At 60.7% G+C, this 18,707-nt stretch carries 20 protein-coding genes; 9 read left to right on the top strand and 11 right to left on the bottom strand.

The window, feature by feature from the left end; genetic code table 11:
- The first annotated feature begins 100 nt into the window (after nt 1–100).
- Genes K3727_01625 through dxs form a run of 4 tightly spaced genes read left to right on the top strand, consistent with a single transcriptional unit; the run spans nt 101 to nt 4,116 of the window.
- On the top strand, nt 101–1,039 hold the full coding sequence (locus tag K3727_01625; GenBank protein UWQ91543.1) for a histone deacetylase family protein: 939 nt from the start codon (nt 101–103) through the stop codon (nt 1,037–1,039).
- Complete coding sequence (locus tag K3727_01620) at nt 1,036–1,278, top strand: exodeoxyribonuclease VII small subunit (protein ID UWQ91542.1); 243 nt, start codon at nt 1,036–1,038, stop codon at nt 1,276–1,278. Before K3727_01625 ends, K3727_01620 begins: the two co-directional genes overlap by 4 nt.
- A gap of 4 nt (nt 1,279–1,282) precedes the next feature.
- Nucleotides 1,283–2,149 carry a polyprenyl synthetase family protein gene (locus tag K3727_01615; GenBank protein UWQ91541.1) on the top strand — a complete coding sequence of 289 codons (867 nt, stop codon included), beginning with the start codon at nt 1,283–1,285 and terminating at the stop codon, nt 2,147–2,149.
- 38 nt (nt 2,150–2,187) lie between these two features.
- The gene (dxs, locus tag K3727_01610) at nt 2,188–4,116 is read left to right on the top strand and encodes a 1-deoxy-D-xylulose-5-phosphate synthase (protein UWQ91540.1); all 1,929 of its coding nucleotides are present in this window, start codon (nt 2,188–2,190) and stop codon (nt 4,114–4,116) included.
- On the opposite strand, the gene K3727_01605 is transcribed toward dxs, so the two are convergent.
- From K3727_01605 to K3727_01595, 3 genes are all read right to left on the bottom strand, one after another.
- Complete coding sequence (locus tag K3727_01605; GenBank protein UWQ91539.1) at nt 4,117–4,857, bottom strand: hypothetical protein; 741 nt, start codon at nt 4,855–4,857, stop codon at nt 4,117–4,119. It abuts the gene before it with no gap.
- Nucleotides 4,847–5,563, bottom strand: a complete 717-nt coding sequence (locus K3727_01600) for a class II aldolase/adducin family protein (GenBank protein UWQ91538.1) — start codon at nt 5,561–5,563, stop codon at nt 4,847–4,849. Before K3727_01600 ends, K3727_01605 begins: the two co-directional genes overlap by 11 nt.
- Before the next feature lie 84 nt (nt 5,564–5,647).
- Complete coding sequence (locus tag K3727_01595; GenBank protein UWQ91537.1) at nt 5,648–6,484, bottom strand: SDR family oxidoreductase; 837 nt, start codon at nt 6,482–6,484, stop codon at nt 5,648–5,650.
- Nucleotides 6,485–6,558: 74 nt separating this feature from the next.
- Here K3727_01595 and K3727_01590 point away from each other — a divergent pair, with 74 nt between their 5' ends.
- Entirely contained in the window at nt 6,559–7,194 is a 636-nt protein-coding gene (locus tag K3727_01590) for a class I SAM-dependent methyltransferase (protein ID UWQ91536.1), read from the top strand.
- A gap of 36 nt (nt 7,195–7,230) precedes the next feature.
- On the top strand, nt 7,231–8,175 hold the full coding sequence (locus K3727_01585; GenBank protein UWQ91535.1) for a helix-turn-helix domain-containing protein: 945 nt from the start codon (nt 7,231–7,233) through the stop codon (nt 8,173–8,175).
- Between the two features lie 17 nt (nt 8,176–8,192).
- Here the strand turns inward: K3727_01585 and K3727_01580 are convergent, their stop codons facing one another.
- From K3727_01580 to K3727_01565, 4 genes are all read right to left on the bottom strand, one after another.
- Nucleotides 8,193–9,224, bottom strand: a complete 1,032-nt coding sequence (locus K3727_01580; GenBank protein UWQ91534.1) for a sterol desaturase family protein — start codon at nt 9,222–9,224, stop codon at nt 8,193–8,195.
- 136 nt (nt 9,225–9,360) lie between these two features.
- Nucleotides 9,361–10,200: a 3-methyl-2-oxobutanoate hydroxymethyltransferase gene (locus K3727_01575; GenBank protein UWQ91533.1), complete on the bottom strand. Its 840-nt coding sequence runs from the start codon at nt 10,198–10,200 to the stop codon at nt 9,361–9,363.
- A complete protein-coding gene (locus K3727_01570; GenBank protein ID UWQ91532.1) occupies nt 10,197–11,315 on the bottom strand; it encodes an aromatic ring-hydroxylating dioxygenase subunit alpha in 1,119 nt (372 codons plus the stop codon). The genes K3727_01575 and K3727_01570 overlap by 4 nt, the downstream gene beginning before the upstream one ends.
- 68 nt (nt 11,316–11,383) lie before the next feature.
- Nucleotides 11,384–12,139, bottom strand: coding sequence for a class II aldolase and adducin N-terminal domain-containing protein (locus K3727_01565; protein UWQ91531.1), 756 nt, complete (start codon nt 12,137–12,139; stop codon nt 11,384–11,386).
- A gap of 160 nt (nt 12,140–12,299) precedes the next feature.
- Here K3727_01565 and K3727_01560 point away from each other — a divergent pair, with 160 nt between their 5' ends.
- Complete coding sequence (locus K3727_01560; GenBank protein ID UWQ91530.1) at nt 12,300–13,199, top strand: LysR family transcriptional regulator; 900 nt, start codon at nt 12,300–12,302, stop codon at nt 13,197–13,199.
- A 68-nt stretch (nt 13,200–13,267) separates the two neighbouring features.
- Here the strand turns inward: K3727_01560 and msrA are convergent, their stop codons facing one another.
- The 4 genes from msrA to K3727_01540 all read right to left on the bottom strand — a co-directional run bounded on the left by msrA (nt 13,268) and on the right by K3727_01540 (nt 16,968).
- A complete protein-coding gene (gene msrA, locus K3727_01555) occupies nt 13,268–13,780 on the bottom strand; it encodes a peptide-methionine (S)-S-oxide reductase MsrA (protein ID UWQ91529.1) in 513 nt (170 codons plus the stop codon).
- Entirely contained in the window at nt 13,777–14,226 is a 450-nt protein-coding gene (msrB, locus tag K3727_01550) for a peptide-methionine (R)-S-oxide reductase MsrB (GenBank protein ID UWQ91528.1), read from the bottom strand. Before msrB ends, msrA begins: the two co-directional genes overlap by 4 nt.
- Nucleotides 14,227–14,364: 138 nt before the next feature.
- Nucleotides 14,365–15,255 (bottom strand): DMT family transporter, encoded by an 891-nt coding sequence (locus K3727_01545; GenBank protein ID UWQ91527.1) that lies wholly within the window; start codon nt 15,253–15,255, stop codon nt 14,365–14,367.
- A gap of 171 nt (nt 15,256–15,426) precedes the next feature.
- Complete coding sequence (locus K3727_01540) at nt 15,427–16,968, bottom strand: sulfatase-like hydrolase/transferase (protein UWQ91526.1); 1,542 nt, start codon at nt 16,966–16,968, stop codon at nt 15,427–15,429.
- A 166-nt stretch (nt 16,969–17,134) separates the two neighbouring features.
- On the opposite strand from K3727_01540, the gene K3727_01535 reads away from it, so the two are divergent.
- Nucleotides 17,135–17,950 carry a DeoR/GlpR family DNA-binding transcription regulator gene (locus K3727_01535; GenBank protein ID UWQ91525.1) on the top strand — a complete coding sequence of 272 codons (816 nt, stop codon included), beginning with the start codon at nt 17,135–17,137 and terminating at the stop codon, nt 17,948–17,950.
- Complete coding sequence (locus K3727_01530) at nt 17,934–18,707, top strand: inositol monophosphatase (GenBank protein UWQ91524.1); 774 nt, start codon at nt 17,934–17,936, stop codon at nt 18,705–18,707. Before K3727_01535 ends, K3727_01530 begins: the two co-directional genes overlap by 17 nt.

The following is an 18,707-nucleotide window of genomic DNA, read 5'->3' as shown; positions in this document are numbered from 1 at the left end:
CGGCCCCTCTCGGGCAATGGTGCATAAAAAACCGGTTTCCCCTGCTCGGATTGCGAACTAATCTCGCCCCATCTTGACGCCGCGACAGGACCATCTCCCTATGACCAACGCCGCAAAAACGGCCCTCATCACCCATGCCGATTGCCTGACCCATGTAACGCCACAGGGTCACCCGGAACGGGTGGCGCGGCTGGAACATGTCCTGCATGCGCTGGAACCGCTCGACCTGATCCGTGTATCGGCCCCGATGGCGGCTGAAGACGACATTCTGCGTGTCCATCCCGCAGGCTATCTGGACAACCTACGTCGGGGCTTGCCCTCGGATGGATTTGCACAGATCGACGGCGATACGTTCCTGTCTCCGGGATCGTTGGACGCGGCTTTTCGCGCGGCAGGTGCCGCGGTGCGCGGCGTGGACATGGTGCTGGGCGGGGACGTCCAGAATGCCTTTGCCGCGATACGCCCGCCGGGGCACCACGCCGAAACCGAAACCGCGATGGGGTTCTGTCTGTTCGGCAATGCGGCGCTGGCTGCGAAACACGCGCTGGATCACCACGGGCTGAACCGTGTGGCCGTGGTTGACTTCGACGTCCATCACGGCAACGGAACCCAGGATCTGCTGTGGGACGACCCGCGCGCCCTGGTCATCACCTCACAGCAGATGCCGCTGTGGCCCGGGTCGGGCCGCCCCGACGAAGACGGCGCCCACGGCAATATCCTGAACATGCCGCTGGCCCCCGATTCAGGTGGGTCCGAGATGAAAGCCGCCTATGAATCCCAGGCCTTCCCGCGCCTGCGCACCTTCAAACCCGAACTGATCATCATCTCTGCCGGGTTCGATGCCCATCAGGACGACCCGCTGGCCAATCTGAACTGGTCCACCGGTGATTTCGCCTGGATCACGGCCGAATTGTGCGCGCTTGCCGATGAGCTGTGCCAGGGGCGTATCGTCTCGACTTTGGAAGGCGGATATGATCTGAACGCCCTAGCCGCTGCAACCAAGGCGCATGTGCAAGAATTGATGAAGGCCGCAACATGACCCAGACCCCCGTCGAAGAAATGAGTTTTGAACAGGCGATGAAAGAGCTGGAGACTGTGGTCGATCAGCTGGAACGCGGAGATGTGGCGCTGGATGCGTCGATCTCGCTCTATGAACGCGGTGCAGCATTGAAAAAACGCTGCAAGGATGAATTGCAGCGCGCCAAGGAAAAGGTCGCCGCCATCACACTGGATGAAGAGGGCACCCCAATGGGCACGGCCCCGCTGGATGCCGGATAACTGCATGACCACGACCCAATTTGCCAATTCCCTGGCAGACGCACAGCGTCTGGTCACCGGGTATGCCAACAAAGTGCTGGCCGGGGATGACCGGCTGCTCGAGGCCATGCGCTATGCCATCGTCGGAGGCAAGATGCTGCGTGGGTTCCTGGTTCTGGCAAGCGCACGGTTGCATGACGTGGACCAGGGTGTGGCGCTCAGGGCGGCACTGGCCATCGAATGCATCCATGCCTATTCTCTGGTGCATGACGACCTGCCTTGCATGGACGATGACGATCTGCGCCGGGGTCAGCCCACCGTGCACCGCAAATTTGGCGAAGACCTGGCCGTGCTGGCCGGGGACGCACTCCAGACCCTCGCCTTTGAACTGCTGTCCGATCCGACCCTTGGCCCCAATGCGCTGTCTCTGATCCGGGGCCTGGCACAGGACGCAGGCAAGGACGGCATGGTGTCGGGTCAGATGCTGGATATGGCGGCCGAAACCGCCAGCGAACCGCTGACACTGGATCAGATCACCAAACTGCAGAACCGCAAAACCGGCTGCCTGATCTCCTGGTCCGCCACTGCGGGTGCGGTGATGTCCGGGGCCGACAGCACCGCCCTGCGTCAGTATGCCGATGCGCTGGGTCTTGCCTTTCAGATCGCTGACGACATCTTGGATGTCGAAGGGGACGAGGCCAAGGTCGGCAAACGCGTGCAAAAGGACGCCGATGCAGGCAAGGCAACATTCGTGTCCCTGCTCGGGCTTGAAACAGCCAAAACCCGCGCCGCCGAGCTGGCCGATCAGGCCTGCGACGCGCTGGCAATTTACGGTGATCGGGCTGAAACCTTGAAGGAAGCCGCACGCTTCGTTATTGCGCGTGACAGCTGAACCAACGAACACACACAGCGAACCCTTGTGGAGACGCCATGTCAGACCGGCCCCAGACCCCGCTTTTGGATCAGATCCAGCGCCCCGCTGATCTGAAATCGCTCAGCGATGGCCAATTGATTCAACTGGCCTCTGAATTGCGTTCTGAAACCGTGTCCGCCGTGTCCGTCACCGGCGGCCATCTGGGCGCAGGTCTGGGCGTGGTCGAATTGACTGTGGCATTGCACGCGGTGTTCGACACCCCGCGGGACAAGCTGATCTGGGACGTGTCCCACCAATGTTACCCGCACAAGATCCTGACCGAACGGCGCGATCGCATCCGCACCCTGCGGATGAAGGACGGCCTGTCCGGATTCACCAAACGCTCCGAATCTCCCTATGACCCGTTCGGTGCGGCGCACAGCTCGACCTCGATCAGCGCGGCATTGGGCTTTGCCACCGCCCGCGATCTGGGCGGGGTGATTCCCGAAGGCAACGGCGATGCCATCGCCGTGATCGGTGATGGGTCGATGTCGGCGGGCATGGCGTTCGAGGCGATGAACAATGCCGGGCATCTGGACAAACGCATGTTCGTGATCCTGAACGACAACGAGATGAGCATTGCACCCCCCGTCGGCGCGCTGTCCTCCTATCTGTCGCGCCTTTACGCCGAAGAACCGTTTCAGGAGCTCAAGGCCGCCGCCAAGGGCGCGGTCTCCCTGCTGCCCGAACCCTTCCGCGAAGGGGCCAAACGCGCCAAGGACATGCTCAAAGGCATGGCCGTGGGCGGCACGTTGTTCGAGGCACTGGGCTTCTCCTATCTCGGCCCCATCGACGGGCACGACCTGCACCAATTGCTGCCGGTTCTGCGCACGGTCAAGGCGCGCGCCACTGGTCCGGTGCTGATCCACGTGCTGACCAAAAAGGGCAAGGGCTACGCCCCCGCCGAGGCCGCCCGCGACCGGGGCCATGCCACCGCCAAATTCGACGTCATCACCGGCGAACAGAAAAAGGCCCCCTCAAACGCGCCCTCCTACACCAATGTCTTCGGGGATGAGCTGGTCAAACTGGCCGCCAAGGATGACAAGATCTGTGCCGTGACCGCCGCGATGCCCGACGGCACCGGGTTGAACCTGATGGCCGAACGCTATCCGTCGCGCTGTTTTGACGTCGGCATTGCCGAACAGCATGGGGTGACCTTTGCCGCCGCGCTGGCTGCCGGTGGGATGAAACCGTTCTGCGCGATGTATTCGACCTTCCTGCAACGCGGCTACGATCAGGTGGTGCATGACGTGGCCATCCAACGCCTGCCGGTGCGCTTTGCCATCGACCGTGCCGGCTTGGTTGGCGCCGATGGCGCGACCCACGCGGGGTCATTCGACATCGGGTTCATGTCCAACCTGCCCGGTATGGTCGTCATGGCCGCCGCGGATGAGGCCGAATTGGTGCATATGGTTGCCACCGCCGCCGCGCATGACGCCGGCCCGATTGCCTTCCGCTATCCCCGTGGCGAAGGCGAAGGCGTCGAAATGCCCGAAACGCCCGAGGTGTTGGAAATAGGCAAGGGTCGGATGATCCAGACCGGCAAACGCGTGGCGTTGTTGTCGTTCGGCACCCGTCTGGGCGAGGTGCGCAAAGCCGCCGAATCCCTGGCGGCCAAGGGCATCACCCCCACCATCGCCGACGCGCGGTTTGCCAAACCGCTGGACCGTGACATGATCCTGCAATTGGCCGCCGATCACGAGGCCCTGATCACCATCGAAGAAGGAGCCGTGGGCGGGTTCGGCTCACACGTCGCCCAGCTGCTCGCGGACGAAGGCGTGTTCGACGACGGCCTGAAATTCCGCTCGATGGTGCTGCCCGATACGTTCATCGACCAATCCAGCCCCGCCGACATGTACGCCACCGCCGCCATGAACGCCCCCCAGATCGAAGCCAAGGTTCTGGACGTTCTCGGCATCGCGTCGATTGGAGAGAAAAGGGCCTGATCACGGCCTCGGGCGTTCCTCGGGGCACGCGCGGTCGATCTCTTTCAACCATGCCCGCTGTTTGACAAAATCAAACGGCTCCCGATCTGCGGGCATCAGCTCGTCTTCGTTGAACACGCGGATTTCGCAACTGTCCCAATCGGCCCCATCCCACTGACATCGGGATACCAGCAGCCGACGATCGCATCGCCCTTCGATCATGGGGCGGACCAGCGCCAGAAAAACATAGGCGCTTGCCCCCAGACAGGCGCATTCCGTCAATGTCGACCAGCACCACTCCCACCCCAATTGACGCCCCTTGTGACGTGTCTTGCGCAGATATCGACCCGCGCTTTTTGCAATTGGACGCGCCGTTGCCTTGGCCTCATAGATTACCGGTCGCCCATTGGGCTGAATAGCGACGCCGTCATACCCCCAGAATGTCCCCGCCAGATCGTTGTAATACAGAAACTCCAACCCCTGTGACTGGATGTGGGCAAAACAATCCGTCATCCCACGCATCTCCAGCGCTCGGGCGCGGGATTCAAATGTGATCTTCTCCGCCAGATCGGCAAAGGCCACTTGATCAACCGGACGCCCTTCTTCGGCGCATTGATCCAGCCAAATTGCCTGCATCGTGCGGGCAATGCGTAAATAGGCATGCAGCGGGTTCAACGACGATTGAAGATACGCCTGAAAGACCGCGTCATCCATATCGCTTTCCCGTCTGCTCTGCGGTTCGCCCTGATCGCTAATGCGCATACTCCGGCTCTTCGCGGTCCAGCATCCGCAGCATTGCGGCGAAATGCATGTTGGTCTGTTCGTCGTCGAACATGGTCGGGGCCAGTTTCGCGGCCTGCGCTTCAGGCATGATGGCCAACGGTTGGCCCGTCGACATCGCCGTGATCTGATATTCACAGGCGACCTCGAAATTGTAAAAATCATCATAGGCCTTGGCCACGCTCGGGCCGACGACCGTGATCCCGTGATGCGCCATCACCACGATGGACCCATTGCCGATGGTATTGGCGATCCGCCTGCCTTCGTCATCGCCAAAGGCCGAGCCATTGAACCCATCATCATAGGCGACCCGCCCATAAAACCGCAGCGCGTCCTGATGGCAATTTTCCAGCCGCCCACCGGTGACACAGCCCAGCGCGGTCGCATACGTGGGATGGGCATGCAGCACACAGGTCGCCGATGGCACCGTGCGATGGATGTGGGAATGGATGTAGAACGCCGACGCCTCGACCGTACCGTCACCTTCGATCACGGACCCATCATGATCCAGCAACAACAGATTGGACGCCGTGACTTCGGACCAATGCAGACCGCGGGCGTTGACCAGAAACAATCCATCCCCCACCGCCAGCGAAAAATGATTGTCCACGCCACGCTGCCAGCCGCCCCGCGCCGCCAGCCGCAGCACTGCCGCCAATTCAACCCGTTCATCCCAAAACTGCATCATCGTCCTCCCTCTTCCGCTCAAGCTAGGCAGAGAAAACAGGCCCGATCCCTTCCAGTTCCGGCACAGGCATGTCGCAAATTGATCCTAGATGCTCTCGGCCGCAACCAGCGCCTCTAACCCGGTCCGATAGTCCGGATAAATCAACTGCACGCCCAGCTCGTCCTTGATCCGATCATTGCGCACGCGTTTGTTTTCCGAATAGAAACTGCGCGCCATCGGGGTCATATCCGCGTCCTCAAACGCAACTTCGGGGGGCAAGGGCAGCCCCTGCAATTCGGCGGCATAGCCGATGACATCCTGCGGCGGCACCGGTTCATCGTCACAGACGTTATAAATTGCGCCCGGATTGGGTTGTGTCATCGACGCCACCAGAACCTGGGCGATGTCATCCACATGAATCCGCGAAAACACCTGTCCCGGTTTGATGATCCGGCGCAGGTTGCCCGACTTCAGCTTGGAAAACGGACCGCGCCCGGGGCCATAGATCCCGGCCAGCCGAAATATGTGCAGCGGCAGACCGTCGATGGCCTGCCAGGCGCGTTCGGCATCCACGCGCCACTGTCCACGCGGGCTGGCCGGGCTCAGATCCGATGCCTCGTCAACCCAATCGCCACCCCGATCTCCGTAAACGGCGGTGGTGGACAGATACCCGACCCATTCCAGATCCGGCGCGCGTGCAATCTGGTCGCGCATCTCAATCAGGATCGGATCGCCCTGAGCAGTTGGTGCAATCGAACTCAGGATATGGGTGACACCGTCCAACGGGATCTCGTCCCCCGGCCATTGCAGCACTTCAACCCCATCAACAGGGGCCAGACGATCACGGGTGGTTCCGATGACTCGCCATCCCTGCGGCACCAGCTGTTGCGCCAGCGCTCGCGCCGAGTAACCAAATCCAAGACACAGAAGCGTTTTATTCATACGCCTATTGATGCTGCGATGCGGCACCAAGCGCAAGACTTGATTCGAATCCAAAACCCCCTTTTCATGTCTGCATGAAACGCGCAAATCCTGATCTACAGTCCGCCTATGCGCTGGACACCCCCGAGGGGGCAAAGCAGCTGTATGCCGATTGGGCGGAATCCTATGATCAGAATTTTGCCGCGGATCAGGATTATCTGCTGCCGGAAATCACCGCGCGCTGTTTCGTCAACGCCAGCGGCCGCGGACCCGTGCTGGACATCGGTGCCGGGACCGGGCTGTGCGGGTTCTGGCTCACCCAATTGGGAATTCGGACCATCGACGCCACAGACATCAGCCCCGATATGCTGGAACAGGCCCTGCGCAAGGACATCTATCGCGACGCCATCGAAGCGAACCTGATGCAGGGCGTGCCGATGCCGCGCGACAGCTATGCCGGGTTCGTATCCTCTGGCACCTTTACCCATGGCCATGTCGGGCCCGACGCCATTCCGCTGCTGCTGCGCATTGCCCGACGTGATGCGCTGTTTTCCCTGTCGATCAACGCGCGGCATTTTCAGGACCGTGGATTTGCCGAGATGTTTGACCAACTTCAGTCAGATCGACGCATTCACAACCTGTCCCTGCCCGAACACCGGATCTATGGCGACCGCGCCACCGGCCCGCACCGGGATGACACCGCGTTGATTGCCCTGTTCCGCAAAACCTGACTTGTCCCATGGACCGTGCAGGGTTAGACCCGGTTCATGCAGAAATGGCACTCTGATCCGATGGCCACGCAACAGGTTGACGTGCTGTTGTTCGACGCCTTTTCCGCCCTGTGTCTGGCCAATACGGTCGAACCGCTGCGGGCGGCCAATGAATTTGCTGCGCGATCGGTTTATGAATGGCGGTTCCTGACACTGGATGGCGCGCCGGCTGTGTCGTCGTCGGGGATGGAGGTGCGGGCCCATGCCAAGCTGTCCGAATGCAGCGGCGACATCCTGATTGCCATGCCCAGCTATGATTTCCTGCGCCATGCCACCGTTGGTGCCAACCGGGCCCTGCGGGCGGCGGACCGCAGGTACCGTGTGATAGCGGGCTTTGATACCGGGGCATGGTTGCTCGCCACCGCCGGGCTGCTGGACGGGCGCCGCGCCACCATCCACTGGGAAGAGCTGAACCGCTTTACCGAAGCCTTTCCTGACGTGCACGCCGAACGGGTGCGTCATATGCAGGACGGCAATCGCATCACCTGTTCCGGGGCGCTGGCCGCGTTTGAAACCATTCTGGCCTTGATCGGCCACCAACAGGGCCAGGCCCTGCGGCTCGAAGTTGCCACCCTGTTCATGAGTCCCGAAGCCACAGGTGATCAGGGCACGCTGATGGGGCGGTCGAAATCGGTGGCCCGCGCCATCGCCGTGATGCAGGCCAATCTGGAACACCCTCTGCCGATCGGCACCATCGCCCGCCAGACCGGGCGCACCCAAAAGGATCTGGAAACCCGGATGCGGTCGGAAATGGGGGCCACACCCCAGACGATCTATCGCAGGCTCCGCCTGATTCAGGCGCGCAAGCTGGTGTTGGAAACCGATCTGAGCGTCGCCGAAATCGCCCTGCGCAGCGGGTACGAAGACCCCAGCGCCCTCACCCGCGCCTTTCGCGCCGAATTCGGCGTCACCCCCCGATCCCTGAGATCAGATGTGACCTGATCGCAGGGACGCGACGCTTACCCGAACATCCGCTTCTTGCGGGCCCGCGTCACGGTTGTCGCTTCGGGCGATCCATCATGGAACGTGCCAAACCAGCGGTCCCAGGGCATCTCTTGATTGCCATAGTTGCATTCATAATACCGGTGGTGCAGCTGATGATAGAATGTGCCCAGCGCCAGCGCGCGTTTGTCCTTGATCAGCAGATCCTCGTATCCGGCATGCGACATCGCGGCCCCGGGCCCCTGAAACACCATGTGAAAATACAGGTGGATCGGGTGGCTGGGCAAAACCCAATGGATGCACAGCGTGGTCAGATAGATGAAATGTTCCACCGGATGCATCGAGAACCCGGACCAGGGTCCAATATTGACGTTGCGATGGTGCAGCGCATGCACGCGTTTGTACAGAAACGGCTGATGCAGCAACCGATGCACCCAATAAAAATGGAACGCCGACCACATCGGAATGATCACCAGAAACGCCAGAAACCACACCGGGTTTTCGGCAAATGTGATGGTGGGGGTATACCCGTTTGCCATCAGCCACATGCTGACCGCCTGAAACCCGGTCAATTGCAACACGCCCGACCCCAGCGACCAGAACATATTGTCCTGCACCTGATCGCTGAAATTCCACAACTTGTTTTTGGTGCCCTGGGGACGATGGTCAAATTTCAGCTTCTTTCCCTGCCCTTTGCGCATGTAGAAATACCAATGCAGACTGCCTGCAAACAGGCAGATCATGGCAAAATTCACGACCCAGATCTGGGCGATCCAGCCCCAGGCAAATGTCTGTGCAACCTCCAGCGAGGGGTAAAAGAAATACCACAGGCCAACGGCGACAATGGCCATCATCACCCGTTCGCTCAGCATCAACCAATTGCGCGCCAGCCAACCGGCCAGAAAAACCGGATTGGGCGGCCATTTGAAAACGGACGAATCCTGTAACGGCAACTCGGGGTGATAGTTCCACTCGCGCGTCATGTTTTCCACCTGCGCACCCGATACGGGCCCGGTGAGCTGCTGCGAAGAGGATGTGGTGTCGGACATTTTGGCATCTCCTTGCTGTCCATCACTTCAGGGCCCGCCCATGGGGCAAGTGTCCCTCAAAGAGTGTGCGACATCTGTGTCGTGTCGATTTCAGATCAGGCGCTCTGGCACCCATATTGACTGTCGTCTGGCACGCCTATTGGTGCAGCGTCTTCCACCCGTGCAACGCCTCGGCCAGCTTGTCGGCCTCGCCCGGCAGCATCGAAACCGTATGGTCGGCATCGGGGAAAACCCCCGATTGCACATCCGTGCGATACCCGGTCAACGCCTTGTCCCGTTCGGCGGCCAACGCCTTGCGGATCGACCCCACATCGCCCCAGGCCTTGGCATGGCGGGGCGGGTTTTCCACGTCACCACAGATGTCCTCCATGAACGAAAAGATGATGTCGCCCCCCGACCCGGCCCCGATGGAATGGGTCACCAGCGTGGTCTTGTGATTGATCGCGGCCAATGCCTCGACCGCCACGCATTCGACCTCGACCGCCACCGCGCCTGCGTCCTCGTACCGGCGCATCCACTCCAACAGCTGCATCGCTTCCTCGGCGGTCTTGCCATAGGTTTTGAGCCCGCCGGTCAGGGTCGATTTGCGCGGCACCAATCCGACATGTCCCTGCACCGCCAACCCTTCGTTGGCGATCAATTCGACAATGCCCATGCCGCGCGGGGTAAACACCGCATCGGCGCCTTTTTCCGCCGATTTCAACGCCGCCGTCAGGCATTCCTGCGGCTCGTAATACTGGCACATGGTCTGGCTGGACGTGATGAACGTCTGCGGCGCGCCCCGGCGCACAGCGTCATAATCCACATCCGAAATGGTGATCATGTCGATCCCCATCTCTTCGCAGGCGCGGGCCTCGTCCTCGGTCACGGCTGACACCTGGGTCATCTTGACCCCGGCCGCCTTGTTGGCGCGCAGACAGGCCACGGTCAGATTGCGCCGCGCCGGTTGGCCGCCAAAGGTGTAGATGTTCTTCACGATTCTTCCCCCATCGCCGCCAGATAGATGTCGTGGAAATGGCGCATCGCGTGTTCGGAAATGTCGTGCGCATCCGGGTCGGTGATGTACCACCCCTGTTGATACCCGCGTTGATGCATGCCCTTTTGCACGTTTTCGCACAGGTTGCGATCTTCGACCGACACCACAGTCGTCGACCATTCGGTGCGCAACCGGTTGCGCTCCGCCATATCCGGGTCTGTGGGCGCGGCCGTGGTCAACGACAACGACCGCCGTTCGGTCAGATCCGGCGTCACCGGATCAAACCGCGAGGCATAAAACCCACGTGCACCGGGGAACTGACCAAAAACCGTGTTGGGAAACAGGAACCAGAACTGCCCCTCCAGCACGTCATGCTCCAGATCCAGCCGGAAGGCCGCATTGTCGGCCTTCATCGCCGTGGGGGCACCTTGATAGGTGTAATTCTGGTACAGCTCGAACCGGTTCTGGGCGATGTTCATCATGTCGTCAAACGAATGATGCGCCGGGCCGCAGTGGTGGCACTCCAGATAATTGTCCAACATCACCTTCCAGTTCGACCGGCAGGTATAGGTGTGGCCATAGGCAGTGTCGCCCTCGACCACCAGATCCACCAGCTCGGGCACGCGTTCTAACATCTGCGCCGCCAGACCGGGTGCAAACTCCGCCAATGGCTGGGCCTCGGGGTCCAGGTTCACAAACAGGAACCCGGCCAGCTCCTCGACCCGCACCGCGCTCAGACAAACATCCGAGCGTTCCGGCGCGCCCGCGCCACCGCGTTTCGGCATGCCGCGCAGATTACCATCCAACCCAAAGGTCCAGGCGTGATACGGACAGGTCAGCACCGCCTTGTGTCCCGACCCTTCGACCAGCTGATGACCCCGATGCGGGCAGACATTGTAAAACGCCTGCACCACATCCGACCGGTCCCGCACCAGAAATATGTTCTGATCAAACAGCGACAGGGTGATGAAATCACCGGGCTCTTTCAGTTGCCCGACATGCCCGGCCAGCTGCCAGCTGCGCAGGAACAATTCGCGTTCGTTCTCCAGAACGTCGGCACGGATATAGTGGCGGGCGGCAAGGGTGCGCGCCCGGGTGTCTTTGGTATCCAACATGGTGGGTCCTCGTGGCGGGCCAATCAGATGCGCAGGGCGGGGTTTTCCCGCCACTGCCCGATCTTGTCTCAGCTGGCGTAAGTCGATCCTTCGTCGTCCAGGATCGCTTTGATTTCGCTCAGATGCGCTTCGGATTGATTGGGGTAATCTTCCAGCTCCTGCGCGGTCTTTTCGGCAATCTCATCCGACAGAACCCGCAGCTTTTGCCCGGTCTGCAACGCCCGGATATAGGTTTCCGCCGCACGTTCGAAATAATACAGCCGGTTGAATGTATCGGCGGGGCTATCGCCAATGATCAGCACGCCGTGATTGCCCATGATCATGGTCTTTTTCTTGGGATCGCTCAACGCCGCCGCACAGCGCGCGCCTTCGTCGTCAAATGCCAGCCCGCCAAAATGATCATCAATCACATAGCGGTTGTAAAACGTCGCGGTGTTCTGATCGATGGGTGGCAGGTTGCTGTCGGCCAGCGTCGCCAACACCGTGGCGTGGATCGAATGCACATGCATCACACACCGCGCATGCGGACACAGCCGATGGATCGACCCATGCAGCCCCCATGCGGTCGGATCCGGGGCACCGGGCTGGTTCATCACATCCGGATCATTGGCATCCAGAAACAACAAATCAGACGCGCGAATGCGGGCGAAATGCATCTGATTGGGGTTCATCAGAAACTGGGTGCCATCGTCATTCACCGCCAGGCTGAAATGATTGGCCACGCCTTCGTGCATGTTCAGCCGCTCGGTCCAGCGAAAGGTCGCAGCCATATCGACACGTTCCTGCCAGTGATCGATATTGGGGCGAAGATTGGTCACGCTCATAAATTCTGTCCTTGGTAAGTCCTGGGGGTAGTCCCGAAAGAGGTCCCCGGGGATCGGAGGGGTCGGATCTGATCGCTAAAACCTGCATCTTGCGCCCGCATTTGACCAACGAAAAAAAACGCATCTTGCCATTAGCATGACTTATGCCAAGATTATGAACATGAAAAACGCCCTCCCTCCTCTCGGCTGGCTGCGCACATTCGAAGCCGCCGCCCGCCACCTGTCATTCACCGGCGCGGCGCGGGATCTGAACATGACCCAAAGCGCGGTCAGCCAGCAGATCAAATCGCTCGAATCGCATCTGGGCCGGCCCCTGTTTCACCGCCGCCCCCGGGCGCTGGTGCTGACCGAATCCGGGATCACCTATCTGCCTGTGGTGCGCGAGGCGTTTCACACCTTGGTGCGCGGCACCCGCGCCATCACCGGCACGCAACAGAATGTGGTGCGGGTGCAGTCCAATATTACCTTTGCGGTGAATTGGCTGGCCCCCCGGTTGCCGCGGTTCTATGCGCAACACCCCGAGGTCCGGCTGAGCCTGTCAACCGAACTGTGGGAACCCCGCGAAATGGCCGAAGGCGCGGATATTGAAATCCGCTATTCCCTGCGCCCATCCGATACGGTGCGCACCGAAATCCTGCGGGGGGATCACTATTACCCGGTCTGTGCGCCGGGGTATCCGGTCACGCTGGATACGCTGGCCGATCATCCGCTGTATGATTGTTCAAATCTGTTGGCCAATTGGGCCAGCTGGGCCGAGGATCAGGACCTGCCGTGGCCAGATCCCCCAATCACCTATTCCACCACATATCTGGTCAGCCTGTCGGTGGCGATGACGGGCGGCGGGATGTGTCTCGTGCATGATGCGATTGCCCTGCGGCTGCTCAAAACCGGACAGCTGATCGCCCCGTTTGCCCATCGCGCCCGAATGCCCGAAGCCTACTACCTGCTGTTGTCTCCCCAGGCGGACAACTCGCCGCATATCACCGCATTCGCCGATTGGATCCGGGCCGAAATGGCCCTGGATCCCGGCGGCGGACCAGACTGGCCGACGACCAGCTGATCCACCACGGGTCAGCCGCAGCCGACCCTGCGTAGGGTGCGTGCTTGCACGCACCGTCCGGCCCTTGCTCAGGAGGCCTGCGCCCGTTTCGGCAACACCCAATCCGGGCGCGGGAAATGGCAGGTATAGCCCTGTGGCAAACGTTGCAGATAATCCTGATGGTCCGGTTCCGCCTCCCAGAACGCGCCAACCGGCTCGACTTCGGTGACAACCTTGCCGGGCCAGATCCCTGACGCCTCGACATCGGCAATGGTGTCCTCTGCCACCGCCTTTTGCGTCTCGTCGACAAAATAGATCGCTGACCGATAGCTCATCCCGACATCATTGCCCTGCCGGTTCGTGGTCGTCGGGTCATGGATCTGAAAGAAGAACTCCAACATCTCACGATAGGATGTACGGGCCGGATCAAACACGATCTCGATGCCTTCGGCATGGGTGCCGTGATTGCGATAGGTGGCATTGGGCACATCGCCTCCGGTGTATCCCACACGGGTCGAAATCACGCCCGGACGATGCCGGATCAACTCCTGCATCCCCCAGAAACATCCCCCCGCCAAAACGGCGCGTTGCGTGGTGCTCATGCGATGTCCTCCACCTGGTTCAGATAATCCCCATAGCCTTCGGCCTCCATGTCGTCGCGATGCACGAACCGCAATGACGCCGAGTTGATGCAATACCGCAGCCCACCCCGATCCCGCGGGCCATCCGGAAACACATGGCCCAGATGGCTGTCGCCATGGGTCGACCGCACTTCGGTGCGGATCATGCCCAATGTCCGGTCTTCGATCTCGGCAACATGGGCCGGTTCGATCGGCTTGGTGAAACTCGGCCAGCCACAGCCGCTTTCGTATTTGTCCGACGATGCAAACAGCGGCTCGCCGGATACGATATCCACATAGATCCCGGGATCCTTGTTCTCCAACAATTTGCCAGTGCCCGGTCGCTCCGTGCCCGATTGCTGGGTCACGCGGTATTCCTCGGGCGAAAGGGCGGCAACGGCGTCGGGATCCTTGGTGTATTGGCGCATGTCATCCTCCGATGTTTTGTCGTTCGTCAACAGATGGGCTGGCCCCGGGCGATTTCCAACTATTATTTCAACGTCTCGCGGATCTGTGCACCCGCCGCGCCGACCGGCGCGGCCACGCCCAACGGGTCTCGCCGGGCGTCAGCCCTGCGTGACCGGACGGGAGCGCTCCGGTTGCCGGGACAGCTGCACAGCCAGAATGCCCACGGTCACGACCAGCACACCTACCACATCCAGCGGGCCCAACTTTTCCCCCAGCAACACGGCGGCAATTGCAACCCCGAACACCGGGTTGAGAAAATGGAAGGTCGCCGCCCGAATCGGGCCGATCCGGTTCAGCAACAGCACCCAGATCAACGTCGCCGCCAACCCCGGCACCAACGTGGTATAGGCAAAGGCCAACCCCAAACGCACCGTCGGGTTGACAAAAATATCCTCGGTCAGCGGTGCCACGACAAACAACACGGCGGACCCCACCAGCATCTGCAACCCCACAACCATCATGAAATTGCCGCCCGAAATCGCCCCCCGCACCGCCAATGTGGCAAAGGTCAGCGCCAGCACGCCGATACAGCACAACAGCACGCCGAACATATCGGTTCCCGACCCGATCCGCGTCCCCATGATCAGCGCCACGCCGACAATACCGGCGATCAGCCCGGCAAACCCCAGCGGTTTCAGCTTTTCCCCCATCACCAACCAGGTCGCCAGCGCCACCAGCAACGGCATGGTCGATGCGATGATCGCCGCCAGCGACGCCTCAACCGTCTGCATCGCGACAAAGTTCAGCCCCAGATACAGCGCGTTCTGGCAAATTCCGAACAGGATCGTGGCGCGCCATTGCAACGGCGTCAGCCGCCAGCTCTGCCCCATGGCACGGGCAATCGCGACCCCGATCAGCCCGGAAATCAGGAATCGGACTGCCAGCGAAAACAACGGCGAGGCATCCTGAACAATAATCCGTGCCGATGTGAAGGCCGATGACCACATCAACGCAAACATCAGCCCCATGGCGATCGCGCGCATATCCATAGCAGATCCTTTGCCTGACAGGTCCATCCGGGTCCGTCCGGGCCCATCCCGCGGACCCTTGCCCACCCATCCGGCGATTACAAGAAAATCCTGAACATGAAAAGCACTGTCAGGGCCGGATCCGCCCTCGCTGTCCCCTCAGCCGCGCCCCCGTTGCGCCCCCGTTGCGCCTCAGCCGCGCCGTGGCCGAACCACGGCACCAGCATCGGTAATCGTCGTCAACGACAACGTGTGATCCATGTTCTTCATGCGATGGCGCAGCATCTGTCGCGTCAACCGGGCCAGATCCGCCTGATACTCCGGCCTGTCCGCAACATTCACCAAGGCGTCGGATCCGGCACCGCCCCCATCAAACAGCATCGGGGCCAGGTCGGCGGCAAATTCGACCAAGGTAAATCGATCGTCCCGCAGGATGCTCAGATTGGACTCGCTGGCATCCGTCCCCAATGCGGTCTGCCAGACGGTCGGCTGCATCGGAGCCCCGAAATCCAGCTCGGAAAACGTATACGGCCGCCAATCCTGCGGCCTCTCCCCGCGCAGCAACGGCAACAGCGACCGCCCGTCCATGGAATTGGGGATCTCCTGCCCGATCCAGTCCAGGATCGTCGGTGTGACATCAATCGACTCTGTCGGCGCTGTGATCCGGGTCCCCGCGCGCGCGGCATTGCCGGGCTGCCGGATGATCAGCGGGGTGTGATAGGCCGCATCATGAACATTCATCTTGCCCCACGCATGACGATCTCCCAGCATTTCGCCGTGATCGGCCGTCACCACGATCAACGTGCTGTCGTATTGCCCGCTGTCCTTGAGAAATTGCACGACCCGCCCCACATGGTGGTCCACTTCGGTTGCCAACCCCAGATAGATCGCCCGCAGGGTCTGGATATTGTCCTCCGTTGGCTCCAGATCCGGAAACCCTTCGACAAATTTGGCCGGGGTCGCATAGCCCAACGCCGGACCAAAGAACGGATGCAGCGCGGTTTCCGCTGCGGCCGTGTCCAGACCGACGGGGCTGGGCAAACTATCCGGATCATACATGTCGTTATAGGGCGCAGGGGCCACCAATGGTGGGTGGGGCCGAATATAGGTCAAATGCGCAAACCACCCCTGATCACGACAGGCCGGCATGTGGTTCAGAAACGCATCCGTCAGAAACGCGGTATCGCTGTCCTCGGCCCGATACAGCGCCGGATCGTTCAACCGCGGCGGCGCGCCAGCCGGAGAAACGGGTGTGTAGACATCCCAATACCTGTCGAATTCATAGCCCTGGTTCATCAAATGCGACCGCCAGGGTATCGACATTTCCTGGCGCATTTCCATCACCTCGTGAAACCCGGGCATCGGGGTTTCATATGATGTCAGAAACGGATCATCCGCATCAAAGACACGCGGATCCTGCGAGGTGTCGGTATACCCGAACAACAGCGGCAGATACCCGGCCTTACGCATACTGGTCGCGATATTGGGCGCATCGTGGCGCAACGGGGTGCCATTGCGCACCGACCGGTGATTCATCGCATATTGCCCGGTCAGGATCGACGCGCGTGACGGGCCGCAGGGGTTGGTCACCGAAAAATGTCGGGTAAAGGTCACAGCCTCGTCCATCAGGGCGCGCAGGTTGGGCAAATCCACATGATCCGCCAGTGACCCGAACAGGCAATCGGCCCGCAATTGGTCGATGATAACAAAGAGAACATTCCGGTTTTCGGTCATCTGATTTTCCTGCCGACGCTCGATTTCTGGGGGCCGGATCACGCGACGGACCCCTCGGTCCCTGACCCTGACACATCCCGACTTTCCACAAATCCACACATCGCTCAACAAAAAAGAGCTTGATAATTGTGAAGTTTGTGTGTCTTTGTGTGAATTGTTTGGGTAAATGGGGATAAATGTGCAAGTTCGGGCGCCACACACACATCGAGAGGTCGAATTGATCGAAGCGTTGCGTCGATTGGGTGGATCCGCCCGCAGCGCCGATCTGGCCAAGGCGCTGGACGTCTCCGAAGAAACCGTGCGTCGAACCATCAAATCCCTGTCCAAATCCGGCGAAGTCGCCCGCGTACACGGCGGTGCCTATCTGGTCGGAAACAAGAACGACCCCAGCTTCTTCCGCCGCATCTCCCAGAATGCTGCCGAAAAACGCGTCATCGCGGCCGGTGTGGTGGACCAGATCCATGACGGCATGTGCCTGTTTCTCGATGTTGGCTCGACCACGGCCTTTGTCGCGGAAAAGCTGAGCCGCCGGTCGAATTTGACCGTGGCAACCAATTCCATCGGTGTGGCCCAGACCCTGGTCAGCCAGAATGACAACCGGGTGCATCTGCTGGGCGGAGAAATGCAAAGCGACGAACGCGGTGCCTTTGGCTATGTCACCGAAAAACAGGCCCGTCGGTTCTCCTTCGACATGGCCGTGCTCAGCGCCGATGCCCTGTCACCCAAACGCGGCTTTCTGTATCTCAACGCCGCCGAAGCCGACCTGGGCGGGATCATTGCCGAAAATGCCGACCGTGTGCTGATGGCGATGACCCATCACAAATTCAACGAAAAAGCCCCCCACATCGGGCTGAAACCGTCCCAGGTCGACGACATGGTGACCGACCAGACCCCAGATCCGACTCTGGCACAGGCGCTGGCCGATTGGGACATCACGACACTTCTCGCAGACGGAAAGACCCGCAATGCTGACACAGTCTGATCTGGTCGAACACGCAACCCGCATCGCCGACATCGCAGCCGACGCCGCACGCGGATATTTTCGCGGCGCGCTGGGCATTGATTTCAAATCCGACGAAAGCCCGGTCACCCAGGCCGACAAAGGCGTCGAAGCGCAGGTCCGTGCCTATCTGAGCGAACATTTCCCCGATCACGGCGTCTTTGGCGAAGAAGAGGGGATCACCGGTGGAGACAGCCGCAACCTGTGGATTGTCGATCCCATCGACGGCACCCGTTCGTTTCTGTCGGGCCATCCGCTGTTCGGGTTTCTGCTGGGGCATCTGGTTGACGGGGTGCCGCAGATCGGCGTGATCGGAATGCCGGCCCTGAACGAAACCTTTGTCGGGGTCCGTGGTCATCAGACCACGCTCCACGGCGACCCGGTCCACACTTCGACCCAAACCGATCTGAACCAGTCGATCCTGTTCATCAACGAAGGCGAAAAGATCTATCGCGATTATCCGGCCCTGTTTGATCGTCTGACCCGCGCCGGCCAGACCCGCCGATTTGCCTATGACTGCTATCCTCATGCTCTGCTGGCTGCCGGTCATGTGGACGCGGTGATCGACTATGACCTGCAGCCCTATGACTACATGCCCGTCTCTGTCGTGATCCAGGCCGCAGGCGGGATCATGACGGATTGGGACGGAAATCCGCTGACGATGGAGTCGGACGGGCGCGTCGTCTCGGCTGCGACCCCTGCGCTGCACCAACAGCTTCTCACCCTGATCCACGGATAG

The organism is Rhodobacteraceae bacterium M382, assembly GCA_025141015.1.
GTDB lineage: Bacteria > Pseudomonadota > Alphaproteobacteria > Rhodobacterales > Rhodobacteraceae > Aliisedimentitalea > Aliisedimentitalea scapharcae.
The sequence above is the reverse complement of the archived record's forward strand: the minus strand, read 5'-3'. Positions and strand labels throughout refer to the sequence as shown.